This window comes from Staphylococcus pasteuri, from assembly GCF_003970495.1.
In the GTDB taxonomy this organism is placed as follows: Bacteria; Bacillota; Bacilli; order Staphylococcales; family Staphylococcaceae; genus Staphylococcus; species Staphylococcus pasteuri.
Genome location: NZ_RXWW01000091.1, coordinates 48,493 through 74,222 on the forward strand (window position 1 = coordinate 48,493; position 25,730 = coordinate 74,222).

The 25,730-nt window shown below is 31.7% G+C and carries 26 protein-coding genes; 1 reads left to right on the forward strand and 25 read right to left on the reverse strand.

The genetic code is table 11. The features are described 5' to 3' along the window. Positions 1 to 64: 64 nt before the first annotated feature. The 22 genes from pyrR to bshC form a co-directional block, all read right to left on the reverse strand. Positions 65 to 592, reverse strand: coding sequence for a bifunctional pyr operon transcriptional regulator/uracil phosphoribosyltransferase PyrR (pyrR, locus tag CD121_RS11520; protein ID WP_017637157.1), 528 nt, complete (start codon positions 590 to 592; stop codon positions 65 to 67). A 396-nt stretch (positions 593 to 988) separates the two neighbouring features. Beyond that, complete coding sequence (locus CD121_RS11525) at positions 989 to 1,906, reverse strand: RluA family pseudouridine synthase (RefSeq protein WP_029055476.1); 918 nt, start codon at positions 1,904 to 1,906, stop codon at positions 989 to 991. 11 nt (positions 1,907 to 1,917) lie between these two features. Beyond that, positions 1,918 to 2,394, reverse strand: a complete 477-nt coding sequence (gene lspA, locus CD121_RS11530; RefSeq protein WP_029055477.1) for a signal peptidase II — start codon at positions 2,392 to 2,394, stop codon at positions 1,918 to 1,920. A 167-nt stretch (positions 2,395 to 2,561) separates the two neighbouring features. Next, entirely contained in the window at positions 2,562 to 3,035 is a 474-nt protein-coding gene (locus CD121_RS11535) for a CHAP domain-containing protein (RefSeq protein ID WP_117239310.1), read from the reverse strand. Positions 3,036 to 3,039: 4 nt separating this feature from the next. Then, positions 3,040 to 3,834, reverse strand: a complete 795-nt coding sequence (locus tag CD121_RS11540; protein WP_017637160.1) for a VOC family protein — start codon at positions 3,832 to 3,834, stop codon at positions 3,040 to 3,042. Positions 3,835 to 4,175: 341 nt separating this feature from the next. Then, complete coding sequence (gene ileS / locus CD121_RS11545; RefSeq protein WP_029055478.1) at positions 4,176 to 6,926, reverse strand: isoleucine--tRNA ligase; 2,751 nt, start codon at positions 6,924 to 6,926, stop codon at positions 4,176 to 4,178. Positions 6,927 to 7,141: 215 nt separating this feature from the next. Further along, a complete protein-coding gene (locus CD121_RS11550; protein ID WP_017637162.1) occupies positions 7,142 to 7,792 on the reverse strand; it encodes a DivIVA domain-containing protein in 651 nt (216 codons plus the stop codon). 23 nt (positions 7,793 to 7,815) lie between these two features. Further along, a complete protein-coding gene (locus CD121_RS11555) occupies positions 7,816 to 8,595 on the reverse strand; it encodes a YlmH family RNA-binding protein (protein WP_017637163.1) in 780 nt (259 codons plus the stop codon). A gap of 141 nt (positions 8,596 to 8,736) precedes the next feature. Continuing rightward, positions 8,737 to 9,030, reverse strand: a complete 294-nt coding sequence (locus CD121_RS11560; protein ID WP_017637164.1) for a YggT family protein — start codon at positions 9,028 to 9,030, stop codon at positions 8,737 to 8,739. An 11-nt stretch (positions 9,031 to 9,041) separates the two neighbouring features. Next, positions 9,042 to 9,626 carry a cell division protein SepF gene (locus tag CD121_RS11565; protein WP_017637165.1) on the reverse strand — a complete coding sequence of 195 codons (585 nt, stop codon included), beginning with the start codon at positions 9,624 to 9,626 and terminating at the stop codon, positions 9,042 to 9,044. A 5-nt stretch (positions 9,627 to 9,631) separates the two neighbouring features. Then, positions 9,632 to 10,309 carry a YggS family pyridoxal phosphate-dependent enzyme gene (locus CD121_RS11570; RefSeq protein ID WP_126568340.1) on the reverse strand — a complete coding sequence of 226 codons (678 nt, stop codon included), beginning with the start codon at positions 10,307 to 10,309 and terminating at the stop codon, positions 9,632 to 9,634. Next, entirely contained in the window at positions 10,309 to 11,112 is an 804-nt protein-coding gene (gene pgeF / locus CD121_RS11575; RefSeq protein ID WP_126568342.1) for a peptidoglycan editing factor PgeF, read from the reverse strand. Before pgeF ends, CD121_RS11570 begins: the two co-directional genes overlap by 1 nt. A gap of 244 nt (positions 11,113 to 11,356) precedes the next feature. Beyond that, positions 11,357 to 12,535: a cell division protein FtsZ gene (gene ftsZ, locus CD121_RS11580; RefSeq protein ID WP_126568345.1), complete on the reverse strand. Its 1,179-nt coding sequence runs from the start codon at positions 12,533 to 12,535 to the stop codon at positions 11,357 to 11,359. Positions 12,536 to 12,567: 32 nt separating this feature from the next. Next, positions 12,568 to 13,965 (reverse strand): cell division protein FtsA, encoded by a 1,398-nt coding sequence (gene ftsA / locus CD121_RS11585; RefSeq protein WP_029055481.1) that lies wholly within the window; start codon positions 13,963 to 13,965, stop codon positions 12,568 to 12,570. A 103-nt stretch (positions 13,966 to 14,068) separates the two neighbouring features. Continuing rightward, on the reverse strand, positions 14,069 to 15,451 hold the full coding sequence (locus CD121_RS11590; protein ID WP_126568347.1) for a cell division protein FtsQ/DivIB: 1,383 nt from the start codon (positions 15,449 to 15,451) through the stop codon (positions 14,069 to 14,071). A gap of 16 nt (positions 15,452 to 15,467) precedes the next feature. After that, entirely contained in the window at positions 15,468 to 16,817 is a 1,350-nt protein-coding gene (gene murD / locus CD121_RS11595; protein ID WP_017637171.1) for a UDP-N-acetylmuramoyl-L-alanine--D-glutamate ligase, read from the reverse strand. A 1-nt stretch (position 16,818) separates the two neighbouring features. Then, positions 16,819 to 17,784: a phospho-N-acetylmuramoyl-pentapeptide-transferase gene (mraY, locus tag CD121_RS11600; protein ID WP_017637172.1), complete on the reverse strand. Its 966-nt coding sequence runs from the start codon at positions 17,782 to 17,784 to the stop codon at positions 16,819 to 16,821. A gap of 181 nt (positions 17,785 to 17,965) precedes the next feature. After that, positions 17,966 to 20,212, reverse strand: a complete 2,247-nt coding sequence (locus tag CD121_RS11605; RefSeq protein WP_107999682.1) for a penicillin-binding protein — start codon at positions 20,210 to 20,212, stop codon at positions 17,966 to 17,968. Next, complete coding sequence (ftsL, locus tag CD121_RS11610; RefSeq protein WP_017637174.1) at positions 20,193 to 20,594, reverse strand: cell division protein FtsL; 402 nt, start codon at positions 20,592 to 20,594, stop codon at positions 20,193 to 20,195. Before ftsL ends, CD121_RS11605 begins: the two co-directional genes overlap by 20 nt. 13 nt (positions 20,595 to 20,607) lie before the next feature. Continuing rightward, complete coding sequence (gene rsmH, locus CD121_RS11615) at positions 20,608 to 21,543, reverse strand: 16S rRNA (cytosine(1402)-N(4))-methyltransferase RsmH (protein ID WP_126568350.1); 936 nt, start codon at positions 21,541 to 21,543, stop codon at positions 20,608 to 20,610. A 15-nt stretch (positions 21,544 to 21,558) separates the two neighbouring features. Continuing rightward, on the reverse strand, positions 21,559 to 21,990 hold the full coding sequence (mraZ, locus tag CD121_RS11620; protein ID WP_002442408.1) for a division/cell wall cluster transcriptional repressor MraZ: 432 nt from the start codon (positions 21,988 to 21,990) through the stop codon (positions 21,559 to 21,561). Positions 21,991 to 22,133: 143 nt separating this feature from the next. Next, positions 22,134 to 23,747: a bacillithiol biosynthesis cysteine-adding enzyme BshC gene (gene bshC / locus CD121_RS11625; protein ID WP_126568352.1), complete on the reverse strand. Its 1,614-nt coding sequence runs from the start codon at positions 23,745 to 23,747 to the stop codon at positions 22,134 to 22,136. 280 nt (positions 23,748 to 24,027) lie between these two features. On the opposite strand from bshC, the gene CD121_RS11630 reads away from it, so the two are divergent. Beyond that, on the forward strand, positions 24,028 to 24,468 hold the full coding sequence (locus CD121_RS11630) for an N-acetyltransferase (protein ID WP_029055486.1): 441 nt from the start codon (positions 24,028 to 24,030) through the stop codon (positions 24,466 to 24,468). Positions 24,469 to 24,520: 52 nt separating this feature from the next. Here CD121_RS11630 and CD121_RS11635 read toward each other — a convergent pair whose 3' ends face one another. The 3 genes from CD121_RS11635 to CD121_RS11645 form a co-directional block, all read right to left on the reverse strand. Further along, positions 24,521 to 25,207, reverse strand: coding sequence for a YjjG family noncanonical pyrimidine nucleotidase (locus CD121_RS11635; protein WP_126568355.1), 687 nt, complete (start codon positions 25,205 to 25,207; stop codon positions 24,521 to 24,523). Positions 25,208 to 25,325: 118 nt separating this feature from the next. Continuing rightward, entirely contained in the window at positions 25,326 to 25,460 is a 135-nt protein-coding gene (locus CD121_RS11640; RefSeq protein WP_017637180.1) for a beta-class phenol-soluble modulin, read from the reverse strand. A gap of 48 nt (positions 25,461 to 25,508) precedes the next feature. Next, positions 25,509 to 25,643, reverse strand: coding sequence for a beta-class phenol-soluble modulin (locus CD121_RS11645; RefSeq protein WP_002450638.1), 135 nt, complete (start codon positions 25,641 to 25,643; stop codon positions 25,509 to 25,511). Positions 25,644 to 25,730: the final 87 nt, after the last annotated feature.

Consider the following 25,730-nt stretch of genomic DNA (forward strand, 5'->3'; position numbering starts at 1 on the left):
AGTTAAATGCTTATATAATTCAATTCACCTTTTTCAGTCTCTCGTACTGTTTTAAAAGGATATATTATTCAATTACTACCGCATTCGTTGAATCCTTTTCCGTTAAGAATACTTTCACTGATTCATCTCGTGCAGTAGGTATATTTTTCCCTACAAAATCTGCTCGAATTGGAAGTTCTCTATGGCCTCGATCAACAAGTGTTGCCAAACCAATTTTAATTGGTCTAGAGTGTAATAGTATAGCATCTAATGACGCTCTTACAGTTCTTCCTGTATATAAAACATCGTCCACGATGACAACAACTTTTCCTGTGATGTCTACATCAATCTCAAATGCTTTATCAAAAGATTGCTTTGAAACTTGATCAATGTCATCTCGAAATTGTGTAATATCAATTGTACCTGTTGGAACAAGTTGTTGCTCAATCATATTAATTTTTTCTTGAATACGGTAAGCAAGGTAAGCACCTCGCGTTTTAATGCCCAATAATACTAAATCTTCTGTACCTTTGTTATACTCAAGAATTTCATGTGCAATTCGAGTTACTGTACGTTGTATTGCTGCTTCATCCATAATGATGCGTTCAGACATTTCCTCACCTCATAAATTAACATGAAAAAAACCTCACGCCTTTAACAAGACATGAGGTTGATATATAGACAATGTGTGATTGATGTTTTATCACATACACATGTTCATTCAATTACATGAGTTACATTCCTTTATTGACGTCTCTATATACGAATATAAAGGTAGTAACGTTAATGTAGATTAAGTATCATTTTCATGTCTTTGAAGCCTCTCTGGACTTACATTTAAAGACCTACGATTTTTTATTTAAACTGTTATTAGTTTAATCCTAAAACTACAATTAGTCAACGGTCATATGACTATTTTTTTATTTATCTTTATAAGTTTATGACTTATGTCTAGACTTTAATTAATATCTAAATTCAAATATTGAACTATATGATTTATCAAACTATATTAAGCATCTCTTTTTCTAATATCATCTAATAAATCTTCAAATTCTTGTGGTAATTTAGCTGTTCTTTCAATATATTCATGCGTAACTGGATGTTCAAAACCGATGACTCCAGCATGTAAAGCTTGTCCACCAATATCTAATGTTTTCTTAGGACCATATTTAGGGTCCCCAACTAATGGGAATCCAATATATTTCATATGTACACGGATTTGGTGAGTACGACCTGTTTCTAACTCGCACTCAATTAATGTGTAGTCTTTAAAATGTTCTAATACATTGAAATGTGTTACTGCTTCTTTTCCATCATCTACGACAGCCATAGCTTGGCGGTCTTTTTTATTACGTCCAATAGGTGCGTCTACAGTTCCATAATCATGTGGAATATTGCCATGTACTAATGCGACATATTTACGTTTAACTGATTTCGCCATTAATTGCTCAACTAAGCCTCGATGCGCAATATCATTTTTAGCAACCATTAACAATCCTGAAGTATCCATATCAATTCTGTGAACGATGCCTGGGCGTATTTCACCATTAATACCTGATAAATCTTTAATTTGATACATCAATCCATTGACTAAAGTACCTGTATAATGACCAGGTGATGGATGAACAACCATACCTTTAGGTTTATATACAATAGCTACATCGTTATCTTCATAAAAAATATCAAGATTTAAATTTTCTGGCGTGATATCCGCTTCTACGACCTCTTGTTCTGTTACGATAATATGATCGTTTTGTTTAACTTTATAGTTTGGTTTTACCACTTTATCATTTACTTTTACTAAATCTTCTTTGATCCAATCTTGAATCTGACTACGTGACCAATCGCTATTCAATTCAGGTAATACTTTATCTAATCTTTGACCTACATAATTATTATCTGAAATTTGATATTCATATGTTTCCATTACCTTACCTCCTATTCTTTATTTGTTGTATCTTTAAGTAAAGCTATAATTATTAAAATTACACCAATTGTTAAACTTGAATCGGCAATATTAAATATTGGAAAATCATATCCAAAAATATTTGTGTCGATAAAATCAACAACTTCTCCATTAAACAAACGATCTATAAAATTCCCTAAAGCGCCTGCGAACAACAAACTAACAGCTAATTGCATAAATAAATTGTACTTAGCTTCTTTAATAAAGAATAATACGAGTATGATTAATATAATTACTGTAATGATATAAAAGAAAAACATTTTTCCACTTAAAATACCCCAAGCAGCACCATTATTTCTATGGGATGTTATATTTAAAAAATTTGGTATTACTTCGTAGGAATCCCCTATTTTCATTGAACTAGCAATTATCCATTTTGTTATTTGGTCAATGACTAAAATAAAAATGACTACGAATAATGAAATACCAGTATAATATTTCTTTTTCATTCATGTGCCTCCATTCAAAACCATTCATCACTTTTTTACAACATCTTTTATTATATCTTAATCAAGTATATAAAAACAGGATAGCCTAAAAATAAATACGATGTACATAATGAAATAATTTTATTTGCTAATCGGCATTATTATGAGTATCGATATGTTGTTCTTAATTATGCTTTTTCATTATTTTTAGGATGTATATACTGATATTGATCTACATCAAAACTTGGAATTGTTCTATCTGTAATTTCATAAGCTTTTTTAAAATTCATCTCAGAAATTTGAAGTGATCCATCTTGATTTATTTTTTCAATATATGCTACGTGCCCATATTTTCCTTTAGTTGTTTGTAATATCGACCCTTTTTTAGGTTGATGATTGACTTTGTAATCATCTTTTTCAGCATTTTTAGCCCATTCTTTTGCATCAGACCATGTGTTCTCAATTTGATGGTGATTTTCTTTAACTTTATCAAAAACATAATACGTACATTGACCTTTTTGATAAGTATTATATTTCATTGGATTGATTTCTAATAAATGATTTTTGGGCTCTGTCATATCTTGATTATTTAATCCATCTATTATTGCAGCTATCGTAATACATATAGTCACTATAAACATTAAAGTTATACTTTTTTTCACTGAATCACTCTTCTTTTATATAATTAAACCTAAAATATATGCCATCCGGCCCTTTAACATTCAAATGGGTCGTTTCTGGATAATGAAAATCTACAAGTGCTAAGCCATAAGAATGAGAATTATCAACGCGTTTAGTTCCGGATATCCATTGATTTATAGCTAAATGATGGTGGTAATGTTGAGATGATAAAAAGAATGAATAGTCATCCATATATGCTGATTCTTCTAAACCAAAATAATTTAAATAATAATCTTTGACTTCAGATATACGTACCGTCTTTAAATGTAACGTACCAATTTTAGCCTCATCTGGAATGCCTTGCCACTTTTCGTCTGAAACTTCATTTAATAAACGTGGGACGTTAATTGGCACAATATTAAGCAATGCTTTATCATCCTCATAATGCCATGACTCAAAATCTTGATCGACATAAAATTTCAAACCGTTGCCTTCAGGATCTTCAATAAACAAAGACGTTGAAACACTTTGTTCTCCACCGTTAACAGGTATTTCATAATCGCTCAATTGTACTAATAAATCAGCTAAATCAGATAGCGTTGGCAACATGATTCCTAAATTAAATAACCCAGCTTCTGACATTAATGGTTCTCGTCCATTAGTAATTTCATTTAACGTAATGAATGTATTTGACATTCCTACTTCATATTGAATGCTCGTCATCGTTTCGTTAACAATATTTAACCCTAATATTTCTTCATAAAAAGGTTTAAGTTCATCTTTATCTCTTACATTTATAGTTATTCCATTTACAAAATTTGCATTCTTATTATGAAACATACATACTACCTCTTTCATAAAGCTTATCTATAAATTTAACTCATTATTGAAATTATTATCAGTAACATCCATATTTTTAATATTATGCTAAAAATTTATACTAAAAGCAACTTAATTGCTAAAAATATTGCTTGAAAGAGCATAATGAGAACATGACATTTCAATTAAACTTACACTAATTCATTCCAATTTTAATGACTATCTAAATTTTCATTAGCTAATATATGAACGTAAAAATAATAAAGTAACCTTTATCAATATTTCAAATTTAAAAATATAAAATAAAAGCTGTTAGCAATGTCAATTGACACTGCTAACAGCTTTAAATCAATGATCTAATATTAATTTAATGTTTTTACGACTTCTTGACAACGTGGGCATAAGTGATCTAGTTCTCCTACTGATCCTAATTGATCACTGTAGTTCCAGCATCTTTCACATTTTTCACCTTCAGCATGTTCAATACGGATATCACCATATTGATAAGCTTGACCATTGTCAACGTGGTCAACTACTTCTGCTTGAGAAGTAATAAATAATTGTTGTAAGTCATTAAATTGTTGTAAGAATTCTGAAGCATTGAAATCACTATTACTACCGATAGTCACTTTAGCTTCTAATGATTTACCAATGACTTTTTCATTACGAGCTGCTTCTAATGCACGGTTGACGTCATCACGTAATTTCATAAATGTATTCCATTTATCTAATAATTGTTGGTCTACTTCTTCAACTTTTGGCATATCAGCTAAATGTACACTTTCTTCTTTAACATGTGGCGTATGTGACCAAACTTCTTCTGCAGTATGCACTAAGATTGGTGCAAGTAATTTAGTCATATCAACTAAGATTTGATATAACACTGTTTGCATACTACGACGTTTATGTGATGAACGTTCTTCAATATAAAGAATATCTTTACCATAATCTAAGTAGAAATTACTTAATTCTACATTGATAAAGTTTTGTACTTCTTGATAAATATTAAGGTAATCAAAGTTTTCATAGTTTTTGATAGTACTAGCAGTGAATTCACGTAAACGATGTAATAAATAACGATCGACTTCTAATAAATCCGCTTCAGCAATACCATCTGTTTCTGGATTGAAATCATTCACATTACCTAACATAAATCTTAATGTATTTCTGATTTTACGATATACATCTGACGTTTGTTTTAAAATTTCATCTGAAATACGCACATCAGCTAAATAGTCTGTACTACTTACCCATAAACGTGCAATATCAGCACCTTTTTGTTTTACAACTTGATCCGGTACAATCACGTTGCCTAATGATTTACTCATTTTCTTACCTTCTCCATCCATGACGAAACCATGAGATAATAAGAATTTGTATGGTGATTGACCTTTTGTTGCCACTGCAGTTGTAATTGATGAGTTAAACCAACCACGATATTGGTCACTACCTTCAAAGTATAAATCTGCTGGGAAACTTAATTCAGGGCGTGTTTCAAGTACACCTCTATGAGATGATCCTGAATCGAACCATACGTCCATAATATCTTCTTCTTTAGTAAATTCGCCATTAGGACTTCCTGGATGAGTGAATCCTTCAGGTAATAAATCTTTAGCTTCACGTTCGAACCAAATATTTGAACCATGTTGTTCGAATAAATCTGCAACATGATTAACTGTTTCTTTAGTCATGATGATGTCGCCATTTTCAGCATAGAATACTGGTAGTGGAACACCCCATACACGTTGACGAGAAATAACCCATTCTCCTCGATCACGAATCATATTGTAAATACGAGTTTTGCCCCAATCTACTTTAAAATCAGTATTATCAATCGCATCTAGAATATCTTGTCTTACTTTATTAATAGAAGCAAACCATTGTGGTGTCGCACGGAAAATAACTGGTTTTTTAGTTCTCCAATCATGTGGGTAACTATGAGTAATGAAGCTTAGTTTTAATAAAGCATCTTTTTCTGTTAATAAATCAGTAACAGCTTTATTCGCTTTGTCATAGAACATACCTTCAAATGGTCCGCCTTCTTCAGTGAACACACCTTTATCATTTAGTGGACTAATAACAGGTAAATCATATTTTTGACCAACGATATAGTCATCTTCCCCGTGTCCAGGAGCAGTATGAACACAACCTGTACCAGCATCAGTAGTGACGTGGTCTCCGTTAATAACTAATGAAGTTCTGTCTAAGAATGGATGTTGTGCTTCAACATATTCTAATTCCTTACCTGTAAATTCTTTTTCAAGTTGGATTGAATCTGTATCCCATTCTAATGCTTCTGCAACTGTTTCTGCTAGAGCTTGTGCAATAATGTATTTTTTACCGTTAACATTATATTGTCCATATTTTAATTCTGGATGAACTGTAATCGCTACATTTGAAGGGATTGTCCATGGTGTAGTTGTCCAGATAATAAATTGTGCGTCAGGATCAACGACACCTTTGTCATCTTTAACATTAAACGCTACATAGATTGAAGCAGAACGTTTATCATGGTATTCAATTTCAGCTTCAGCTAATGAAGATTCACTTGATGGTGACCAATATACTGGTTTTTTACCTTTGTAAATTAAACCTTTGTCAGCCATTTCACCAAATAATCGAATTTGTGCTGCCTCATATTCAGGGTTTAATGTGATATACGGATTATCAAAATCACCACGTACACCTAAACGTTTGAAATCATTTTTTTGAATTTCAACTTGTTTTAAAGCAAACTCTTTACATTTTTCTCTAAATTCAGCAGTAGTCATTTTTTTACGATCTACGCCTTTTTTAGTTAATGCTTGTTCAATTGGTAAACCATGTGTATCCCAACCAGGAACATACGGGGCATAAAAGCCTTGCATCGTTTTGTATCTAACGATGAAATCTTTAATAATTTTATTTAAAGCATGACCCATATGTAAGCTACCATTAGCATAAGGTGGGCCATCATGTAAAATGTAAGATTGGTTTCCTTTATTTTTATCTAATGCTTTTTGGTATTGATTGTCTGCATCCCATTGTTCTTGAATTTTTGGCTCTTTATTAGGTAAGCCACCACGCATTGGAAATTCTGTTTTTGGCATTAATAACGTATCTTTATAATTCATTTACTTTCATTCCTCCTAATTATAAAAAAGAACTCTAAGTTCAATTAACAGGGACGGTTATACCGCGGTACCACCCTGATTAACTCAACTTAGAGTTCTCTCTTGAATGTATTCATTTTAAATAAATCAGTGATATAAGAAACATGCTTATATTAGGCTCCCACCATTTCCTAATTCGCTGTGATAAGTGTTTTGTTTCTTACGCGTCTGATTTTTTATTTTTGATTTGGTGATTCTGATTGAGTCACTGAATCACTTTGAGATGTTGAAACCGTACTTTCTGAAGATTCAGTTGTTTGAGACTGACTTTGAGCATTTTGTTTCATTGCTTTTTCTTCTTCAGTTAAATCATTTTCATTTAAATGGTGAATGTCTTCTAAAGTGACTTGTTCAGCATCTAAATCATAATTTAATAAATAATCCCAATCGTCATTCTTAAGTAAGTCTAATTGAGCTTCAACTAACATACGGAAACGAGATCTAAATACTTTAGATTGACGTTTCATATCTTCAGTTTGGAAAGCTAAACGACGTGCTTTTTCTACCGCATCGTTTACAATTTGATCAGCTTGCGCTTGAGCTTTGGCAATTGTTGCTTCTGCATCTTTATTCGCTGCTAATTTAGTTTCTTCACCAGCTTTTTGTGCTTGTACTAATGCGTCAGTTACAGATTGATGAACATCTTGATATGACTTAATATTAGTATCTCTTTCTTCAATAACTTTTTCAAGTTGTTTTTTATCTTCTTTTAATCTTTCTATTTCAGAGCTTAATTGTTCTAAATAGTTTGCAACTTCAGTAGGTTCTAGACCATTTTTCACACGAGTAAACTCTTTGCTTTTAATTTCACTTGGTGTAAAAGGCATTTTATGTCCTCCTTAATTTTACACTATTTGAATAATGTATTATAGGTAATGTGTATTTTATCTTTTTTAGTTCTTCCACCTATATCGGTCATTTGTGCTCTACCGAAACCTTGGATGGAAAGTAAATCATTCATTTCTAATTGAAAATCAGGTGAATCAATGATTGTGTGATTCACTTTTACTCTTTTTTTCTCGATGAGTTGTTTCGCAATCGATCTTGATTTGTGAATCATTTCTTTAAGTACAACATCAAGTCTTAGTGCACTCACCGTTGAACTATGAATCTTCCAATTCTCTTCTGATTGTATCATATCTTTCAAAGGAATAGAATTAAGTTTAATTGTAGCACCTTTGATTTTAGTGAATTCTAACATAATAAATGATTCTAAAGCTTTTGTCAAAACAAATTGAATACGTTCTCCAACCATAATATCTCCAAGTTGATTTCTATCTATTCCTAAAGACATCAATGTCCCTAATACATGTTGGTGTTGTATTGTAACAAACTTTTGTGGATAGTCTATTTCAATTAAAGTTAAATCAAAATCACTTTCATTTGGTTCGTAATAAGAAGGTGTGATCAGTGCACGTTGTCGTTCAGCTTGAGGTCCCCCATTAAAATGAACAACCAAATCTTCATAACTACCAACAATAACTTCCAATATATACTGACCTCTAGGATCTAAAAAGTTCGTTAATACTGGCGCATAATGTCGTTCAGCTTGTTGGCATTTATCGATTAATAAATCAATGGTTGCTTGTTCTTCTTTTCTAAAATGCTGATAAATATCGATGTTTGACACCTCCTTATTTTTAAGTAGTTTAGCCAGTTCAGTCACATTATTTTACAAAGTTAACAATAAAACGAGGCAAACTGGCATACTTCCAGTTACCTCGTTATTCAACAACATCTATATTATTTACTATCTTTTAAGTATTTACTCTTATCCAGCTAAGTGAACTAAAATCATGTTGAAAATAGTCACTAATCCTCGTTGGAATAATACTAAAACAATGATAGCAACAATAGATGATATATCAATAATTCCAATTGGTGGAATTATTTTTCTAAATGGTTCCAAAAATGGTTCGTAAATCTTCCCGAGTATTTCACCAAACTTAGATTCTCGAATATTTGGCACCCAAGAAGTAAAGAAATAAACAATCATTCCATAATAATAGATTTGAACAATCCAAATTATAATTCGGAATATTGTATTAAGTAATCCAATATCCATATGTTATCTCCTTATTCGTAATGTTGCTCCATATTCTCAATATGGTCTGTAATGCTACCAGCAACTTCAACATTGTCTGGAGTACATAGGAAAATATCTGTACCGACACGTTGGATATCGCCACCAATTGCATATACTGTACCACTCAAGAAATCAATAATACGTTTAGCAGAGACTTTATCAATGCGTTGTAAATTAACTAAAGTAGCACGACGATTTTTTAATTCATCTGCAATATCTTGAGTGTCTGAGAATACACGTGGTTCAAATAAACACATTTTTGAACTTTCTTGAGTAGCAACATTTGTTTGTGCATTATTATTCATCGTTACAACATTTCTTGAGTTTGATTTAGAATTATTAGTCATACGATAATTCCTTTCTTCAGAAGTTGAATTATATCTAGTTGAACTTTTTTGTGGCACTGATTTAATAGCACTTGTTTTTGACGTAGCCGGTTCTTGTGCTACCTCTCTTTGTGATTCAACTTCACGTTCTTGTTTACGATCACGTTCTTGTTCGCGTTCTTCTGGTACTTCCACTTCTTCTTCATCTTCAACTACAAAAAAACCATTAAATAAATCTTTTAAAGCCACGGGGCTCACTCCTCTTCTCCTACAAGTTTAGTCCCAATTCTTACAAACGTAGCACCTTCTTCTATAGCAATGAGGTAATCGTTACTCATACCCATAGATAATTCAGTACACGGTGCATATTCTAAATTGAGTTTCTGTATTTCGTCTCTTTTTATTCGTAATTTTCTAAATAATGACTGTATGTATTCAACATCATCTGTAAATGGTGCCATAGTCATTAATCCGACTATTTTTATATTCTCATATTGTTTAAGGTCTTCGATAAATGAATTAACATCGTCTAAATCAATACCATGTTTAGAAGATTCTCCAGAAACATTCACTTGCAAGAAACAAGAAATAGTATGATTGGCACGTTTGTTAATTTCTTTAGCTAAACTCATTCTATCTAAAGCGTGGAAGTAATCAACTTCATTGATGACATCTTTAACCTTTCTAGATTGCAAAGATCCGATAAAATGAAACACTGCATCACTAGGTAGTGCTTCTTTCTTTTCTTTAAATCCTTCAAGTCTATTCTCACCAAAGTGACGAAGTCCAGCTTGATAAGCTTCTTTAGCTCGCTCTATTGTAACATACTTTGTCACTGCAATCACGCTAGGCTGTGTTGAAATGTTACTTTTTTCTCTTTGCTGATTTATTTCATCGTTAATTTTTGCCAAATTTTCTTCGATTTTACGCATTAATCTTCACCTTGCTTTCTTCCGATGAAGGCTAACATTCTACCAGTTTGCCCTTTCTCTACTCTATAGGAAAAGAAATAATCTAAGTTTTCTGATGTAGCATAATCTGTAATATAAATATTATCTTTTGGTACACCCACACTTTGTAATAATAAAGCATTGGCTTTTTTTAAATCGATACCATGTCTGTCTTCATCTCGTGTTTCTATATATTGTGTTGTTTCAATATCTAATGTTTCAAATTTAGATTTAATATTATCATTAATTTCATACGAATTTGAAGTTGCAGGACCTATCACAACTTGTAAATCATTTAAGTCAAAATCGATTTGTCGAACCATTTCTTTTACAATTTCACCATATGTACCTCTCCAACCTGCATGAGCTAAACCAACATAATGATTTTTCTCACTATAAAAATATACTGGTACACAATCTGCATAACACATCGTTAATAAAATATTAGGTTCATATGTATACAGACCATCAATGCCATGTAAATCATTAGTGATTGCATCGATATTAGTTCCTTTATCTGCAGCTGTGATTTTGGCTACTTTATTTTCATGAGTTTGTATAGGAAATACCCAATCTCTTCTAGGAAAATGTATCAAATCGGCTAAAATAGCTTGATGCTTTGATATATTATCTTGATCATCGTCAACGTATCTAGCCATATTAAATGCATTTTCAGGATACATACTTAAGCCACCCTCTCTCGTAGTAAATCCAAGGGTAGTATTTGTCTTATTTTCGTCTTTGTATTCTAAAAAATGATCTTGTTTAATAAATTTTTCAGTCAAATGTTTCACAACCTTAAGTATGAATTTTCAATATTTGCTATTAATGATAAAAATGGCTTTCGTAAAGTTATTATATAACATTTTTATTTGTAATTAAATTAAAACTATTTTAATTGTACATGGATTAACATGCTTTTTCTTAAACTTTAGAATCTGGTTATAATCTTAAAAATTCCTATGTAAAAAATTAAAAAGTCATCAGAATTCAATCTGATGACTTAAAATAATATGTTTAGAGAATTAATTAACGTCTAGTTCTTCTTGAACGTCTTTCTTCTCTGTTTCTAATAAAGCTAGGAATATCATCGTCTTTAGTTGTATGAGTTCTTTCGTTCACACTGTCAGAAGATGATGCACTTGAAGCAGAACTGCTTACAGATTCTTCTCTATCTACAGAATGAGATGATGAAGCACTAGTTACACTAGAACCGAATCCAGTACTAGAAGCTTTACGTCCTTGAGAAGATGGTTTGTCTTCAAATCCAGTAGCAATAACTGTAACTACAATTTCATCTTGTAATTCTGGGTTAATTACTGTACCGAAAATCATGTTCACGTCTTCATCAGCAGCATCTTGTACGATATCAGCAGCTTCTTGAGCTTCGAATAAAGAAAGTGATTCCCCACCTGTAATGTTCATAAGCACACCTTGTGCACCAACAATAGAAGTTTCTAATAAAGGTGAAGAAATAGCTTTTTTAGCTGCTTCTACCGCTCTATTTTCTCCAGATGATACGCCAATTCCCATTAAGGCAGAACCTTGGTTTGACATAATAGTTTTCACGTCAGCAAAGTCTAAGTTAACTTCACCAGATACAGCGATTAAGTCAGAAATACCTTGTACACCTTGACGTAAAACGTTGTCTGCTTCTTTAAATGCTTCCATCATAGGAGTTGATTTATCAACGATATCTAATAAACGATCATTAGGAATAACGATTAATGTATCTACAGCAGCTTTCATTGATTCAACGCCGGCAGCAGCTTGTGTTTGACGTTTACGACCTTCAAAGCCGAATGGACGAGTAACAACACCAACTGTTAAAGCACCCATTTCTTTAGCAATTTTTGCTACTACAGGAGCAGCACCAGTACCAGTACCGCCACCCATACCTGCAGTTACGAATACCATATCTGCACCTTGGATTGCATCTTCAATTTGTTCACGTGATTCTTCTGCAGCTTTTTTCCCAATTTCTGGGTTAGCTCCAGCACCTAATCCACGTGTTAATTTTTCACCAATTTGGATTTTTGATTCAGCTTTAGATAAGTTTAAAGCTTGTCCATCCGTATTGATAGCGATAAATTCTACATTATTCATACCGTGGTCAATCATACGGTTTACAGCGTTGTTACCGCCGCCACCTACACCGATGACTTTTAAAGTCGCTAAATGATTAAATCCTTGTTCAAATTCTAACATTTAAATTTCCTCCTAGTTTTAATGGCCAATAATCATTCAAATAAAGATTTCATGAGTTTTTTAAATTTACCTTCTTCTTTGTCTTTATCTTGAGCATTATGATGATCTTGTTCTTGATGAGTTTCGCGGTTGTCATATTCTTCATGAGGTGCTTCAGGTTCTTCCTCATAATCATCTTTTTTATTCGATTTGCGTTTGAACCAATCGAAACCGCTTGATTTAGAGTCAGCATCTTTATCATTTGATTCGATAACTTCCTCTTCAAATTCCTCATTATCTTGATAACTAATTGTAACATAATCTAATAACTCGTCAAAAGTGATACTACTAGAAATCGTAGAAATCGCAGAAGAAAATTCTGGTTTTCTGATACCCATTTGAGATGGTGTATGAATTCTTACTTTTTCACTTACCATATCTTGTAGTAATTCTTTTACACCTAATAAGTTAGCTGATCCGCCAGTAACGACGAAACCACCGTTAACTTTAGTTAATCCTAATTCTTGCAATACATCAAATACTTCGAAGAAAATATCTTCAACTCTTGCTTCAATAAAATCACTTAAATCTTTTTGCGTATATTGAACATTCTCTTCACTATCTATTTGATCCACAGAAAATACATCTTGGCTTGAAGCTGAGTCATAAAAAGCATGACCATATTGATGTTTAATCTTTTCTGCTGTGTCATAAGAAGTGTTTAATCCTTGTGCAACATCGTCAGTAATATCACGACCAGCCATTTCGATTGAATCTGCATCCACTAATTCGCCACGTTCATAGAAGGCAATTTGTGTTAAATCTTCACCGATATCAATAACACATGCACCGAGCTCTTTCTCAGTTGCTGATAAGATTGAGCCATAATTGTATGCATCTGAATATACGTCAAGCACGTCTACACCACATGATTCAACACATTTAATCATATTAATTAAAATTGATTTTTGAATAGCTATAACGCCTGCATCCACTTTAAGTGAATGTCTAGCGATTAATTCTTTTGGATCTGATACTTCATTTTCCTTATCTACAACAAAGCGTATTGGGAAAACGTTAATGACTTCTGTTTCAGGAACATCATTTTTGTCTCTAATACCTTCAAGTACAGATTCGATATGTGTTCCATTAATTTCAGTATCTTCATAAAATTCTATTTCATTTGATTCATCATACACTTCAGTTCCTATGATAGGTAATTTTAAGAATACTTCTTTAATATCGACACCTGAAGCGATAGAAGCCTTTTTAATTGTGTCTTTGACAGCTTGTCTTGCTATATCAAAGTCATCAATCAGACCATTTTTAATACCGCTTGTATATGTTTGTCCTGTACCTATCACATTTATTCCATTGTGAAATTTTTCGCCTACTATTGTTTTAACACTTGATGAACCAATATCTATGCTTACATAGTAATGTTCCTCCATAGATAGGCACCTCCTGACAAGTTACTATTAAAATACACTATGTTTAGTTTACAATACGTTGATAAGCTTGTGAACTATAAACACATACTAATATCAAAATTTTTTAATTATTTTCTTTTGATTCTTTATTAATTTTATTTAACACACTTTGAAGTTCTTCTTTTGCTTCAGTTTCTTTTGCTGATGTTTTAGATACACTTTGTTCAGATTCAGATTGATCACCACTACTATTTTGATAAGGAATAAATGATGCTCCTACCGACAAATCAATATAACCATCTGTTTTAAGGTCACCTGAATCACTACGAGACAGTGATTCTGACATTTGTGGGTAATATTTCATCTTATCCGCTATAGTCGTAATATCTCCAATGACTTGAATATCATCTTTAGTGAATATTTTAATTCTGTTCTGCTTATTCTTATCTGGTGCATAGTTGACTTCCGCAATTAAATTTCTCACTTTAGGTGACATTTCTGATAACGCTTGGATTATTTTTTCCTTTTTGTCACCTTTAAAACCATCAATGATTGGACCGTCATGTGAAATATTACCATCATAATCTTTTAATTCTTTCCTGTCTTCTAGCACAGGCACATATTTGTCTTTGTTTTTCGTTAAACCAACAACTTGATATTCTGTTATTTTAACATTTAACGTATTAGGTAATTGCTTGGTAATGCTTACATCTTTAATTAATTTATTTTTCTTTAAATTAGTTTTAGCTTTACCTTTACTAAAAGTATACATGCGTGAAGTAGACTTAACATTGAGTGCTTTGTTAATTTGGCTTTTACTTACATTATGATTCCCCTCAATATTTACGTTGGAGATTTTACTTAATGGTGTAAACATATATAGTAAGAATATCACAATTAACAATACCAATACTGTAATAACGGTGTACTGAATTCTTTTTTGTCTTCGACGCCGTTGTGCTCTTTTCTCTTCTAGAGTTGGTGAACTAAATTGTGTAACTTTCTTATTAGAATCTGTTTGTTCTTCTTGTGCATGTTCTTTTTTCTTTGATGTTGATTTGTTTGATGTTAAAAAACTCAACCAATTTTTCTTTGCATTTTTATCTTTGTGCTTAGTTTTTGAAGTTGTATTATCTTCTATATTATTTGTTTGTTCTTTATCTTGTTGACTATCATCGTTATTAACATTTTCATCATTATGATAATGATTAATTTGCTCACTTTCACGATACGACTCTAAGTCATCATTATCGCTAACAAAATCTTCTTTATCGCTTAAATGAGTGTTGCGATCATTTAAGATGTCTTCACTATGATGCTGTTCTTCTTCACTCGTATCATCATAGTGATTCGAGTTAGATATGTCGTCTTCAACTTTATCTTTAAACTTTTTTCTTTTACGCGTTCTAAAATCGTTACTTCTACGAAACATGCTTAACTCATCATTTTGTTTGTCATCGGAGTTAGCTGCATTATTTCTGTTATTGTCATTAGATTTACCGTCCATTTTCTATCACGCCCTTTTAGTATGATGGCAAGTGTGCACGGAAACTTTGAATAAATTTCTCTCCACGTTCTTCGAATGTATTATACTGATCCCAACTTGCACATGCTGGTGAAAGTAACACCACATCATTTGGTTCAATAACGTCTTGAATTTTATCGACGGCATCTTGTACATCTGTAGCCTTGATAACGTATTTACCTTGACTATTTCCTAATTTAGCGAATTTTTCTTGTGTTTCACCAAATACGACCATAATTCTTACATTATTCATATAAGGTACTAATTCATCAAATTCATTACCTCTATCTAACCCGCCACATAACCAAATGATTGGTTGATTAAATGAATTTAATGCAAATTGTGTAGCTAGCGTATTTGTTGCTTTAGAATCGTTATAGTATTTATTAGTTCTATTTGTACCAATATATTGTAATCTATGTTCAATTCCTGAGAATGTTGTAAGACTGTCAACAATCGCTTTAATTGGTACACCAGCTAATATTGTAGCTAAAACAGCTGCTAAAATATTTTCTAAATTATGTTCACCTGGTAAAACTAAATCATCTACGCTAATAATACGAACACCTTTATATTCAATAAAGCCATCTTTAATATATATACCATCCACTTCTTGTTGAGTTGAGAAATATAACGTTTTAGCTTTTAAATTTTCTGATTCAATTAAATGACGTTGATGATAATTACAAATTAAGAAATCATCTTCTGTTTGATTTTTATATATTTGCTTTTTAGCATTTTGATAATTTTCAAGCGTTTCGTGATAATCTAAATGCGCTGAATAAATATTAGTGATAATTGCGATATGTGGTTTATATTGATCAATTCCTAATAATTGGAATGATGATAATTCAGTAATCAAATAATCTTTCGGAGTTACTTCTTGTGCCACTTTCGAAGCAACATAACCAATATTTCCAGACAATCTACCAGTTAATCTACTATTTTTAAACATGTCACCTATTAATGAAGTGACAGTGGTTTTACCATTTGTACCTGTTACTGCAATAATGGGCGCTTCTGAAATTAGATAACTTAATTCAACTTCAGTTAATATTTTTAAACCTCTTTTTACTGCTTCATCTATAATCGATACAGTGTATGGAATACCGGGGTTCTTAATAACTATAGGGTTATTATCTAATAATGAATTTGGATGGCTTCCACTAATAACCTTAATGCCCATAGCTTCTAAATCTTTAGCATGTGCATCTTGAGATAAATCTTTACCATCATTCACTGTTACATTCGCGCCTAATTTACTTAATAATTTGGCTGCCTCGTAACCACTTTTTGCTAATCCTACAACTAATACATCTTTATTTTCTAATCCTGTGTAATTTAGCATACTAGTGCACTCCAATCCATAAGCCTATTAGACCTGTTATTAAACCTACTGACCAAAATACTGTTACAACTTTCCATTCATTCCATCCACATAATTCAAAGTGGTGATGAATAGGACTCATTTTGAAAATACGTTTTTTAGTTAATTTATATGAAGCAACTTGTAACATAACTGATAACGTTTCTACTACGAATACAAATCCGATAAATATAAGTGATAACTCTTGGTTTAACATAATTGAAATTGTAGCAAATATGCCACCTAATGCTAAGCTACCTGTGTCACCCATAAATACTTTAGCTGGATTTAAGTTATATGGTAAGAATCCTAGTAAAGCAAATACCATAATAATACAGAATGTACCTATTGCAGGTGATTCTAGTACAAAACTCATAATGGCATACATTGCAAAACCGATAATTGAAAGTCCTGTAGCTAAACCATCTAATCCATCTGTTAAATTGACTGCATTTGAAAAGCCAACTTGCCAAAAGATGATAAATATAACATAAGCAAATGAAAGAGGGATACCACCGTCAGTAAACGGAATATGTAAAGTTGTTGAAAAATTGACTAAGTTAAACACATTACTTAGTACGAAAAATATTACAGCAATTAAAATTTGTGCTAAAAATTTCTGTTTACTTGTTAAACCTTGGTTATTTTTCTTAACAACGATAATGTAATCATCAATAAAGCCAATTAATCCAAATCCGATTGTTACAAATAGTAATAAAATTATTGGATTAGAACGATCTACAAAAATAATCGCAATAACTGAAGCGATAATGATACTTATTAAGAATGTTAGTCCACCCATTGTTGGAGTACCCGTTTTCTTCATATGGCTTTGAGGCCCTTCTTCACGAATACTTTGTCCAAATTTCATTCTTTTGAGCGTTGGTATAAGTATAGGTACAAGTACAAAAGTTACTAGAAGCGATAACATCGCATATACAAAAATCATAATAATCTCCTTTTCTTTTATCCGTCAATTTACATATATTATTAAATATTTTTAATTGTTAGCTTTTACATTTTATCAGTTTTAGTTCTAAATTTATACGTTAGTTCATAACATATTAAGAAAGAGAGAAGGATAAATAAAATCCCAATCTCTTCCTTATATGTTGAATATCTATGTTGTACTAGTCAGTGCTTGAATCTTTCTTTTTAGACTTAGATTTATCTTTCTTATCAGATGATTTGTCTAATGATTGTTTATCACTATCGTCAGTTGTGCTATCAGTAGATTCTGCTGATAAAGTAACTTCAATTTTATCTGATTTTTTAAGTTTTTGACCTTGTGTCATAGATTGATCTGAAACAAAACCACTGCCAGTCGTTTTGACCTTAATGTTAGTTAATTCTTGGAAAGCAAGAACATCTTCTTTTGTCCAGCCTTTCATATCAGGCATAGTCAAGTCACCATCTGTTACTAAAAGAACTTTACTATGAGGCAATGCTTCAGAATCAGCTTTGACTGATTGTGATTTCACTGTTTTACCACTGCCAATAACAACTGGTTTAAGTGATTTAGCATTAATACTATCTTTAGCTTTTTCTATTGATTGTCCTTCTACGTTAGGCACTTTACTATAATCCTTTTTAGAAGCAGAATCTTTTGATTTATCAACGTTTAAATATTTCAACGTATTTTCCATGATCGGTTTGAATGCTTTACTTACACCCATTTCATATGCTTCTTGATCATTTTTTTGTGCAAGACTCATACCAGCATAAACAATCACTTTAGGATGTTTCTTAGGTGCATCACCCATGAAACTTACGAAGTATGGATTCTCACCCTTAACATAACCGCCACCTTTAGAATCGGCTACTTGAGCGGTACCTGTTTTACCTTCGATATCGTAACCTTTCACACGATAGTTCATCGCATGACTCTTCTTACTATTTACAACTTTATCTAATTCTTTTTCAACTTTATTAGCAGTATCTTCTGAAACTGGTTTTCCAGCGTAAGATTTCTCACCTTTATAAAAATTCTTTTTAGAAATTGGATTGTCTATACTACTTACAAACCATGGTTTCAACATATTACCTTTGTTGAAAAATGCTGACTGTGCTTGAATCATTTGAACTGGTGTTACTGTAGTTGATTGTCCAAATGCTGATGTTTTTTGTTGTAATTCATTATCCCATGCAATATGACCAGTGGATTCACCATCAAACATACCATTTGTTGATTTACCAAAACCAAATCGTTCATACCAAGATTTCATTTTATCAGCACCAACTTCATCTTGTAAGTGCATCATTAATGAGTTAGCTGAGTACGTAAATCCTAGTGTTTCAGGAATACTACCCCAACCTGTTTTATTCCAGTCAGAAATTTCTGAGCCCATTATCTCTCTAGGTCCTGATTTAAATTTCTTATTCGGGCTGAATTTACCTTCTTGAATAGCTGCAGCTAATCCATATGTTTTAAATGTTGATCCTGGTTCATACGTATTTTGATATAAATCATTAGCCCATTTTTTACCAAAGTCTTTACCTGTTTCAGGATTAAATGTAGGTCTTTGGCTATACGCTAAAATTTCTCCGGTTCTTGCATCCATAACAACCGCAAATAAATCTTTAGGATTGTAGCGGTCAACCATGTCATCTAATGCTTCTTCGACGAACACTTGAATATTTGAATCAATCGTTAAATGAACATCATCGCCACGTTTAGGTTGTTTTTCTGATTTTGTATTTGGTGCGATGTATCCCCAGATATCATGTATATATTTTAATGATCCTTTTGAACCATTAAGATAACTATTAAATATCTTTTCAACTCCCATGGCACCATTTAATTGACCCGTATCAGGATCTTTTTGAGCCATACCAATTAAGTGAGAAGCAAAGTTACCATTAGGATAAAATCTTTCAGTTTCAGGATATAAGGTAATTCCTGGTAAGTCTTTCTTTTCAAGTTTTTCTTTATCTTGATACGTTAAATTAGTACCTTTTTGACCAAACTCTACTTGGAATACTTTTTTCTGATTCAATCTTTTTTCGATTTCATCTGGTTTCATATCAATAACTTTTGATAATTCTTTGGCAGTTTTCTTTTTATCTACCACATGCCTTGGCTTTTTACTATTTTCACTCGCTTTTTTATCTACAACTGCTACGACTTTATATCTTTCAACATCTTCGGCTAAGACTTTACCGTTTCTATCGTAAATCTTTCCTCGTTCTGGTTGCTCTGAGTTATTAACTAAATATTTTTGGTTTGCTTTCATTATCAAATCTTGTCCATTTGAATGACCAGTAATCATTATGTATGAAAACCTCAAAACCAATATAAAAAAGAGCAGCCCGAATAAACCAACAAGTAGGACTGCCCCTATTTTATTTTTTTTAATTTTAATTTTTCGTTTCGCCATTATTACGCACTACCTTTACATTATCGTTCTTGAGGCTCATACCTTGCTTCTTAGCCTTGTCGTAAATGCGTTCGTATGAAGAATTTTTCTTAATTTCAGATTTTAAGGCGCTGTTCTCGCTAGATTGTTGTTCAATTTTTTGATCTAAATCTGCAATTTTTCCTCGCGTATCATACGCATCCATTTTTAAAGATAGCATATAAATACTAATCATAGCAATGACAGAGACTAGCGTTATGTATAAAATCTTTTCGAATCTAGTAAGTTGAACGACAACTTTACGTTTAACGGTTTGCTTTTGAGGAGAGGTTTGCGGTTGTCTTTTTGGAACACTGGTTTGTGTTGCATTATCATATGGTTGGTAAACTTTTTCTACAGCCATGTTGAATTACTCCTTATTTTAATATTTCTGCAATGCGTAGTTTTGCGCTTCGGGCTCGATTATTGTCATCTAAATCTTCGTCAGTCGCAGTAATAGGTTTACGGTTTACGCGTTTCAATTTCGGGGTATATTCTTCAGGGATAACTGGTAAGCCTCTAGGTAAGTCTGGTCCCTTTTCATACTCTTGAAACATCTGTTTACATAATCGGTCTTCCAATGAATGGAATGTAATAACAGAAATACGTCCGTGTACCTTTACAAGCTCGATAGCTTGTTCTATTGAATCTTCGAATGCACTTAATTCATCATTTACTGCAATTCGTATAGCTTGGAACACTCTTTTCGCAGGGTGCCCACCTTTTCTTCTAGCTTTGGCAGGAATGCCTTCTTTAATCACTTCAACTAATTCTAATGTTGTCTCGATTGGTTGTTTTTCTCGGTTTGCTTCAATTCTTCTTGCAATTTGTTTTGAGAACTTTTCTTCACCATAACGATAGAAAATTTTGACTAATGCTTCAAAAGACCATTCATTTACAACTTCATAAGCTGATAATGATTGCGTTTGATCCATCCGCATGTCTAATTTAGCATCATGATGATAGCTAAAGCCTCTTTCTGGTACATCTAACTGTGGACTTGAAACACCTAAGTCATAGTAGATACCATCAACTTTTTCAATGTTTAGCTCTTTTAATATTTGTGTTAACTCTCGAAAATTACTGTGAATAAAAGTGACTTTATGTAAATGTTCTTTCAAAACATCTTTAGCATTTTCTATTGCAATTAAGTCTTGATCAATTGCAATAAGTCTACCTTCATCACTTAATTGATTTAGTAAATATAAGGCATGTCCTGCTCCACCTAACGTACAGTCAACATACACACCATCTTCTTTTATATTTAGATAATCAATGGTTTCGTTTAACATAACGCTTATATGATGAAACACTGTCATACCTCCAAATTAAAAATCAAAATCTATTAAATCCTCAGCAATATCTTCGAAACTATCTTCAGATTCCTCATAGAAATCATTCCAAGTTTCTCTATCCCAAATCTCAATTCGATTTGAAACACCTATTACTGTACATTCTTTAGTTAAATTAGCGTATTTCCTTAAATTTTGCGGAATATTAATACGTCCTTGTTTATCTAACTCTACTTCAACGGCACCTGAGAAGAACATACGCATAAACTTACGTGCGTCTTTTTTTGTCATAGGTAAGGTTTTCATCTTCTCTTCAATTTGTTGCCATTCTTCTAAAGTATAGCCGAATAAACACTTATCAAGGCCTCGAGTGATAATAAAACGTTCATTTAAATCATAACGAAACTTGGACGGTATAATCATTCGTCCTTTTGTATCTAATTGATGATCGTATTCTCCCATGAACATTTTTTCTCACCTCACCTTATTTATAATTTACCACATCTCCCCACTATCCTCCACTAATTATGTAAAATTCGTCAAAAATATTTATTTTTATAAAAAAATACCCGCTTTATCTTTTCGATAAAGCGGGCTTAAACGTTGTTATATCAATCTTTTATTATAATATGATCAAAAGTGTAAGAAAGTGGCGGATAAGTGGAGGGACTGAACACATCTTTCCCAAAATCATTCAAAATTTGAAGTGGATTCCATATTCTTTCTTGTAATCCTCCCATTGCGTGGAGATGATCATTAATTTCTCTAAAATGTCTCATGCTAATGTCATTTTCTCTTTCGATATTTAAAAGATAACGTTTTTTCAAATAATCATACTGTCTTAAGTGTATTTCATTATTTTTAGTTACTAAATTTTCATTAGCATTATTACCTTGAACTTCTTTATATAAAGAATGAAATAGATTTTCCTGTTGTTGTTTCATACTGTCAATTTCATTTAAAAATGTTTCGGAAGCTTGTTCACGAATAAATTTTTGTTTATCTTCTTCAATACCATTCTCTATGACGTGTTCTAATTGAAGTTGATACTGATTTAATAATTTTTGAGTTCTATTATATAAGTAAGTAATCCTCAATCTTGGTAATACAATCGGCATATCAATATTTAATAACTGAAATACATCATGTAGTTCTGCCCAATATTTAATTTCACTTGGACCACCGATGAAGGCCACAGTATTAAATAACCATTCTTCCATTATAGGACGTGTAACAACATTATTTGAAAATCTATCAGGTTCTTCATCTAATATGTCTAATAACTGTTGTTGATTATAGTTTTGTGTTGATTTACTTAAATGGAAAGCATCATTTTCATAAGTTAATAATTGTCTCATCCCTTCTTCATGAAGGAATAAATGCACATTAGTATCAGTTTGAATCATTTGAGACAAACCTTGTTGTGTTGTATTTTTTTGATTATTTCTAAAAGCTTCATCAATAGCACGATGTTTTAAAATCATTTCTTTTAATAAAGGTTTTTCCATTTTTCTCAACGAAGTATATTGAGCATCAATAAATAAAACACCATAATCTTTGAAGATTTCATGTAATAAAGCTTTAAAAATATTTGACCAGTTATCATTACTTTTAATAATGTCTAAACACATTTGGTAAATTGCTTTACTATGCTCTGTTTCTTTTAATTGTTTAAAGTAATCATTCAACACTTCAATCATTTGTGACTGTTCAGGATTAAAACGAGATACGTTACTTTCAGGTGGTGTCATAGTATGATATTTAATTTTATGTAGATGTGCGTCTTGTTGATTATAAGCAAATGTATGATTGACTTCATCAAAATCATGATCTTCTCCAGCAATCCAAAATACCGGTATAACCGTTTGGTTATATTTATTTGTAAGTTGTTGACTCAATGTAATAATTGAAAAAATCTTATGGATTGTATATAAAGGACCACCAAACAGACCAGCCTGTTGTCCTCCAATGACAACTTTTGCGCCATTAGCTAAAGCATCCAAATGTGTTTGTTGTACTTCAGTTATTGATAAATCTTCCATATAAGATTGAATAACATTAGCAAGTTCTTTTTCTCTTCCATTTGAAGGCGCATCCATTTTCTTTTTAAAGCTATCTTCTGACATAGCATCATATTGGTAGAATTGTTGGAGTGTACCATCACTATTTTTTATTTTGGAAATAAACTGATCGTCATTGTTTAATTTTAATATTTTACAGTCCATTGTTTTTCTCCTTCAGTATCACTATTCCTAATATAGTATAAAGACTATACTCACTTATGACAATTTAACGGCTTATAAAAATTTATAAAATCTTAAAATTCATTAAAAATACATACGTTCGAAATGACATTCGTGTCATTATTTTTATTTTGAATGGTATAAAAAATTCAACTCGTATAAATATATTTATCTAGTTTAATTTTGGCTTAGAGCATAAATAAATGAAAAGAACATAGACTTTAAGGTATAATATAAGAAAGGAATAAAGGGGGACATGATGATGAGCGACGTAAAAAAATTAGAAATTAATTACAAAACTGATGAGTTATTCGAAGATTTTAGAGAATTTGGTAATAAAGATTTATATATGGTTGAAGAATTTAACGGACAAATGATCGATGCAAGTTCAGACTCACCTTTTTATGGTATTTTTGTCGGAGATAAATTAGCTGCAAGAATGGCATTGCTAAATAAAGGTGAAGTTGAGGAATCTTACTTCCCTGATTGTGACGATTATATTTTATTATGGAAATTAGAAGTATTAGAGAAATATCAAAACAGAGGTTTTTCTAAGGAATTAATCGATTTTGCAAAATCATTTAACCTTCCTATTAAAGCAATCGCTAGAAATAATTCAAAATCTTATTTCGAAAGCCAAGGTTTCAAAGATGTCGAAGCTAAAAATCCTGAAGGACATGATGTTTTAATTTGGCACCCATAGTACGAAAAAATTCCACCGAATTTATTAAATTCGATGGGATTTTTTAATTTGATTATTCTACAATATCAATTAATTCTTTAAGAGACTTAATTTCATAATCAGGTTGAATTGTTGTATTATTTTCTTTATTTCTTAAATTGAACCAACATGTAGCAATATTAGCATTTTTTCCTCCTAAAATATCCGAAGTAAGTGAATCTCCTACAATTATTGCCTTTTCTCTATGTGTTTCTCCCATTTCTTTAAAAATGTAATCAAAAAATTCTGGCATAGGCTTTTGATAACCTGTTTGTTCAGATATAAAAATGCCATTTAATGTTTCGTTAAATGTTGTTTGAGCTAAACGACGTTGCTGTGTTTCTGTAACCCCATTTGTCACAATATAAATATTATGTTTTTTTCTCAAATAATCTATTGTGTCTAAAGTCCCATCAAAAAAGCTAGGTGTAGCTTTTGCTAATTCATCTCTAAATAGGTTGTCAGCTAAATTCCCATCAACTTCAATGTTATAGTCTTTAAAGTAATTAACAAATCTCAGAGTTAAAACTTCAACTTTAGTTAATTTATTTTCTTGAAAAGCTTCCCAATGAGATTGATTAACCTTTCTAAAATAATAAAAATCCTCTTCTGTTGGATAATGATTAAAATGTTTAGCCATATTATAAAATGCTTTTTCTTCAGCATCATAAAAATCAACAATTGTATCATCAAAATCTAGTAAAATAGTTTTGTATTTCATTTTTATATCCCTCACTACTCTTTTATCTCTATTAACAATAACAAATTTTGAATATAATTTCTTAGAAAATAAAAAAAGACCAGAGCGCTTGCCCTGGTCAGTACTAAATATTTGAATATTAGAATCCGAATAATTTTCCTAATACGCTAACACCATTTTCTACGATGCTTACGATGCTTGTTCCTAATTTAGCTCCATCGTGATTTTGTGCTGCTTGTACTGTATTTGCGATTGCTTCTGCTAATTTTGTCATTTTAAAAACTCCTTTTCTGTTTTAATTTATTTTAATTGTTGTTAAGACTTAGAATCCAAATAATTTTCCTAATACGCTAACACCATTTTCTACGATGCTTACGATACTAGTGCCTAATTTAGCTCCGTCATGTCCTTGTGCTGCTTGTACTGTATTTGCGATTGCTTCTGCTAATTTTGTCATTTTAAAAATCTCCTTTTCTGTTTTAATTTATTTTAATTGTTGTTAAGACTTAGAATCCAAATAATTTTCCTAATACGCTAACACCAT